This is a genomic window from Pseudomonas sp. OV226 (assembly GCF_003148705.1).
Lineage (GTDB): Bacteria > Pseudomonadota > Gammaproteobacteria > Pseudomonadales > Pseudomonadaceae > Aquipseudomonas.
Genome location: NZ_QGGS01000034.1, coordinates 36,736 through 42,735, shown reverse-complemented (window position 1 = coordinate 42,735; position 6,000 = coordinate 36,736). Strand labels below are relative to the sequence as shown.

Below are 6,000 nucleotides of genomic sequence, written 5' to 3'. Positions count from 1 at the left end.
GCACTGACATCGCCAGGGGCTACATTGGTAATTTTGTTTGGACCGGCACCACCATGGCTGGCGCTGAACGCACCGTTACCACCGTTGGCAGTCGGATCCCACAGCAGTGCGTCGTTGGCCAACGCTTGGATATTGGTGGTGTTGTTCGTCACCTGCGAGTTGGTTTGATTCAACTGTGACATATTCACCGCGTCACTATCGGCCACACCGTTGGCCACATTGGTAATGGTCGTGCCGCCGGTGTGAGTGGTGTTGTCGTAAGTCGAACCGCCCAAGGTAATGTTATTGTGCGTGCTGTTGTCATACATCACCGCATCAGCCACCGAGGCAGTGCTTGCCGCTTTCAATTGCGCGACGTTGACCGCATCGGTATCCGTCGCACCGGCGACCACGCCCGTGATACGACGATCACCGATGTTCACCTCGGAACTTGCGGTGCCGCCGACCAGGTAACCCTGCTGCCCCAAAGTCGTACCATCCGCTTTCGAACCACCACCCAGTGCGACACTGTTATCGGCCGTCGCACTAGCATTATTACCCAGTGCCAAACTACTCACACCGTCAGACACGGCGTTGTACCCTACGGCGGTGCTACCTTTGCCATGCGCAAAAGCATCCAGCGGTGGCAAACCGGTTTCATTGGTACGTGCATAACGGATCCCGACACCATTGGCATCGGTGTACACATTGCTGGTATCTCCTGCGAGCCCGAACAGCTGACTGCCGTTGATGGCATCAGTACTGCCTGCACTGACATCGCCAGGGGCTACATTGGTAATTTTGTTTGGACCGGCACCACCATGGCTGGCGCTGAACGCACCGTTACCACCGTTGGCAGTCGGATCCCATAGCAGTGCGTCGTTGGCCAACGCTTGGATATTGGTGGTGTTGTTCGTCACCTGCGAGTTGGTTTGATTCAACTGTGACATATTCACCGCGTCACTATCGGCCACACCGTTGGCCACATTGGTAATGGTCGTGCCGCCGGTGTGAGTGGTGTTGTCGTAAGTCGAACCGCCCAAGGTAATGTTATTGTGCGTGCTGTTGTCATACATCACCGCATCAGCCACCGAGGCAGTGCTTGCCGCTTTCAATTGCGCGACGTTGACCGCATCGGTATCCGTCGCACCGGCGACCACGCCCGTGATACGACGATCACCGATGTTCACCTCGGAACTTGCGGTGCCGCCGACCAGGTAACCCTGCTGCCCCAAAGTCGTACCATCCGCTTTCGAACCACCACCCAGTGCGACACTGTTATCGGCCGTCGCACTAGCATTATTACCCAGTGCCAAACTACTCACACCGTCAGACACGGCGTTGTACCCTACGGCGGTGCTACCTTTGCCATGCGCAAAAGCATCCAGCGGTGGCAAACCGGTTTCATTGGTACGTGCATAACGGATCCCGACACCATTGGCATCGGTGTACACATTGCTGGTATCTCCTGCGAGCCCGAACAGCTGACTGCCGTTGATGGCATCAGTACTGCCTGCACTGACATCGCCAGGGGCTACATTGGTAATTTTGTTTGGACCGGCACCACCATGGCTAGCGCTGAACGCACCGTTACCACCGTTGGCAGTCGGATCCCACAGCAGAGAATCATTAGCTAGAGCAGTAAGTGATGAGTTGGTCGCGGAAAGCTGTGAACCATTGACGGCATCGGTACTTACGCCACTGATCCGGCCAGCAGCGACATTAGTAATTGCCCGCTCTGCGCCAGCGGCACCAACACTCATTGCCGCTAAGGGCGTTGCGCCTGCGAATGCGTGATACCCACCATAAATACTGGTTCCAGTCGTACCTACGGCTGCGGCAACCGTGGAGTTGTTGCCTAATACGATAGAGCTGTCCAACCCGGGAGCGACGTTAATATTGCTGCCAACAACAAAAGCATTATTAGCGCCTATCGTATTATTATTACCCAGCGCGTAGCTTCCGACACCGCTATTAACACTTGCTTGACCAATAGTTGCGGAGTTATTAGCAGTAATGACTTGGTTTGAACCGATACTGATGGCATGGTCCGCAATTACGCTTGTGTTGGAGCCCAGAGCCATAGAAATGTCGCCGGTGACAGATGTAGAGCGCCCCATAACCACTGACTGATCACCCGTAAGATTATTCCCGTCACCTACTGCGACGCTGTTAGGGGCATTGACTGAACGGTTTTGGTTACCCAGAACCACCGAATTAGGCGACACCAATGCATATGATTTCGCACCGACCACGACAGTCCCAGCCGACTGATCGTCAATTAGCACTTCTGGAAGATTACCTGCGATTCCATAGTTTGGAGAAATGAGGATCGTGCGCGCACTATTGGATTGCGCTTGGTTACCGATAACAACGATATTGTCTTTCGTCGCGACAGTGCGCGTACCAATTGCAAGACTATCGATGCCAGCGACGTCGATATATGAATTGCGACCAAGAGCAACGCTACCGTTACCCAACGCTTGTGTGTTGTCACCGATAGCGATAGCAGCATCTGCTGTTGCCGAAGCGTTCAACCCGATTGCAATTGTACGTGTGCCTGTAGCCTTCGCTCCGGAGCCCAAGGCAACACTATTGCCACCCGTTGCAACAGTACCTGTACCCACAGCAGTATTCCCATTGGGAGTCGTAGCCGCTGGATCAAAAGCGATACCACCATTCACAGACGTGTTTGAGCTAATGCCACCATCTAATACAGGGTTGCTAGCACCAGTTTCTGCAATCCACGCGTTGGCATTTCCCGCAAACATCAGTAGCGCAAGCGCGCCCCCCCCCCCCCAGCACACCCGCCGAACGAACGCAACCTTTTTTTCCTTTGGCGCTAGCTAGTTCGGAAGCGACAACCCATAAGGCCAAACTTTTATTCCATACCAAACGAAATGTTCTATTCATACGTCCCTACCAGTCAATAAAATTTATTAATAACGCCTTGGATTTTTTGCTTCAGAGTGCGTTGATGGCTTGCTCCAGAAGTGGTCTCTCAATAGACTCACTTGACCAAGGAAGCTCACGCACATACAGTTGTTTGGCGCCGATCAAGTCTTTGTGTACAAACTCTAAATAGCCTCCAGCAAAAAATGCCATTTCAACGCGAGCATCGCGCCTGGAGCGCTCATCGAATGTTAATTTGGCAATCTCAGCAAACACCGAGTCGACACTCCCTATGCCGGCGTACACATCAACTAATTTTTGCTGATAAGCAGTTTGAGGTTTAAGATGAGACACCTTTTCTTCAAGCTCTTTTTGCAGAGCAGTTACCGAGCCTTTGAATGTTTTTGCGGTGAGCCACAACTGCCAAAACTGCGCATAAGTCGCTGCCCTCACGTCCCCCTTGCTCACTATTGTAGTAAATGCAGTTTTAGCCTCGTCGTAACGACCAAGTACCGCCAAATTGACCGCTGATGAAACAGAAGCATTTTGATTAAACTCATCACTCCTTAATAAGTCATACAGCACTCGAGCTTTTTCATGATGGTCGGTCGCATCATTTAAAACAGCCAACTTTAAAATCGCAGCACTTTCATCACTTGGAGAGTACGTAACTTGACCAGGGGAAGATGGTACTAGCTCACTTGCCGAAAGAGTGGTCGAAGCACAAGCATTAAACATTCCGAAACCAAAAGGCACGACAACTACAGAAGCCCTCAAAAATAACTTGATTGTTGTCACCCAATATTTCACGAGCAGCCCAAAACTAACGCATAGTCTTTGCGGCTCGGCCATTTCTCCTCCCGCAAACGTGGACCCATTAGAGTCTCGATATAGAATTTTCATCAGCAACCTCTTTTAAAAAAAACTACAAATTGGTGCCTCTCATCATCCAAGCAAAAAAACACTTAAAAAATCGAGCGGCCGCCATGCACGCTTAACTCAGCGGTAGTTATTTACGGATAGATACAAAGAAACCAAACACAAATACCCACACAGCAAGGCGACACCTGCCGCTAAACTTTGCAGCGTAAATAAAAAATTTTAACAGTCTAAAATTCGATATGATTTAAGAACAAAGTTTTAAGACGCCCCCCCCCCCTGCAGATCTGTAGCAAACCATGTAAAGCAATTGGCCGAGCGCCACCCAATACAAAAATCAAGTCGCAGATAACTCGCAATTGAAATCAATAATTAATACTATTCAAGTCTCAAACCTTCAGAAGTATAAAACTGAATAATTAATCACATTAAAGTATTTAGTCGTAAAAAAACAAAACCCACCATATGTGGCCTCCAAGGATAAGGCTGCTAAGGCTTTAAATATCACCCCATTGCGCCAACTATTTGACCCATTGCGCCAATCAGTCAAGCCCAATTAAGGCTGATATGCATTTTCGCGAGAACGCTTGCCAGAAGGACGTGCCTAATGGTCAAACATAAGTGCTCGGTGATTACAGATTGCGTAACGGCATCCAGCTAAGGGGCAACAACTCAACTATCTCGTTCGCCCGATTCGGTGGCAGTCGCGTCAGCACACCCTTCCTTCAAATAGGCATACGGATCATGATCATTGAGCCTGAACGGCTGAATCAGACTCATAAGCGCTGCCGTCCGTTGGTCGTCAGCGGGGAACTGGTCGCCTTTCTCATCCACCTCATAGAGCAACCGGACTATAGGTGACTTCGTCGGACACACATGGAGGCCCTTGTTTGGCAAACACTCATCTAGAAACGGCGTATAGGTAACGAATGTGCCCGTACATACGGACTTTTACCGCAAGACTTGCTCGCTGTCCTTGAAGGGTTCCGCTGATTAGCAAGGCGTGTTCGCCGGAGTTGCGGGACATTGGAATCCCAGCCCCAGAACCAGAAGCTTAAAAAAAAACGGTGCCTGTTCAAACACCGGTTTTCTTCGATTGCCCGCAGCAAAAATCCAAACTGGGTTAGCCCCTTAAACTCAGATGTTTGCCACGCTCCCTTTTCGTCGTTTGATCTTTAAAAGGCGAATCTCCCCCCCCCTCTCCACTTTATCCGCCGAGTAGTCTTTTGCGCCCCCTGCAAAGTACCCGGGGACTCTACGGTCAACGTGCCCGCACCCTGCCCGCCCAAGGTCACAGCTGGATTGGTCGTAGTACCGACTACCAACACCCCAGCCTACACATCAGTTTCTCCGGTATGACTCAGCGAGCGTTCAACCGCTAACGATCCAGCGCCTTTTTTGAGCAGATCGCCCGCGCCCGACAACGCATTGGTGAATACAGCGTCTTGGGCGACATCCAGCACCAGCGTGCCATTGTCGGTGACGTTATCAGTACCCAGTCCACCCGCATTGTCCAAAAGCACAGTGCCGCCAGCGGAAATGGACGTGCCAGCCTTGAGCGCCACATTGGCCCCCCGTAAGATTCTACTAACCATCACCCTGCAATGCCCCAAGGAGGTATCGCCGTGAGCAATGGTTAACGTGCTGCCGTCAACCTTCAGACTTGAGCCTGATTTACCGTCGAACTGCTGAATTGTCTGGCTCGTACCGTTCAATGCCAACGTAGTTCCGGTGGCGAGATGCAACGTTTGGGTATTACCAGGGCATGATCAACATCCGTACGCAGCATGCCCTCGGAAACCGAGGTATCACCGCGGTAATTGTTGGTTATGTTGGGCAGCGATACAAACCCGCTTGCTGCGTCGATATTGGGGTTGCCGCCACCGACAATCCGTGCCGACATATCGGAAGTACCACCGATAGCGCCCGCGGTCTCTGCCAAGGTCAGTGTTTTTTACTGCTGCACGTCCAGTTGCATCAGGCCATAGTTTACGTACAGACAGTCTTCAGTCGCACCGTCATGGGCTGCAGTGGTCAAACGGAAATCGTAGGTGCCTTTCGCCACCGTCGTGCCGCCCTGAGCGATGTCGAACTGTCGAACTGTCGCGCGGCCGTGATGGCGTTCCCGAGTTGAACCTGCAGAACCAACGCACTAGGGCTGCCACTGACGGTCGACGCGCGGAGCAATTTCACCCCGATGTTGGCGTCGTCTTGTTGGAGCAATTTGACGGTATTTGGTGTATTAGGTGC

General features: G+C 51.5%; 4 protein-coding genes. All 4 read right to left on the bottom strand.

Annotated elements, in window-relative coordinates:
- On the bottom strand, positions 1-2,606 hold a 2,606-nt coding region (locus C7534_RS32555; protein ID WP_442963238.1), incomplete at its 3' end, for a beta strand repeat-containing protein.
- A 97-nt stretch (positions 2,607-2,703) separates the two neighbouring features.
- Positions 2,704-2,892 carry an ESPR domain-containing protein gene (locus C7534_RS33435; RefSeq protein ID WP_109788090.1) on the bottom strand — a complete coding sequence of 63 codons (189 nt, stop codon included), beginning with the start codon at positions 2,890-2,892 and terminating at the stop codon, positions 2,704-2,706.
- A 51-nt stretch (positions 2,893-2,943) separates the two neighbouring features.
- Positions 2,944-3,774, bottom strand: coding sequence for a hypothetical protein (locus C7534_RS30740; protein WP_109788089.1), 831 nt, complete (start codon positions 3,772-3,774; stop codon positions 2,944-2,946).
- Between the two features lie 1,310 nt (positions 3,775-5,084).
- Positions 5,085-5,471: a hypothetical protein gene (locus C7534_RS30730; RefSeq protein WP_109788088.1), complete on the bottom strand. Its 387-nt coding sequence runs from the start codon at positions 5,469-5,471 to the stop codon at positions 5,085-5,087.
- Between the last annotated feature and the right edge of the window lie 529 nt (positions 5,472-6,000).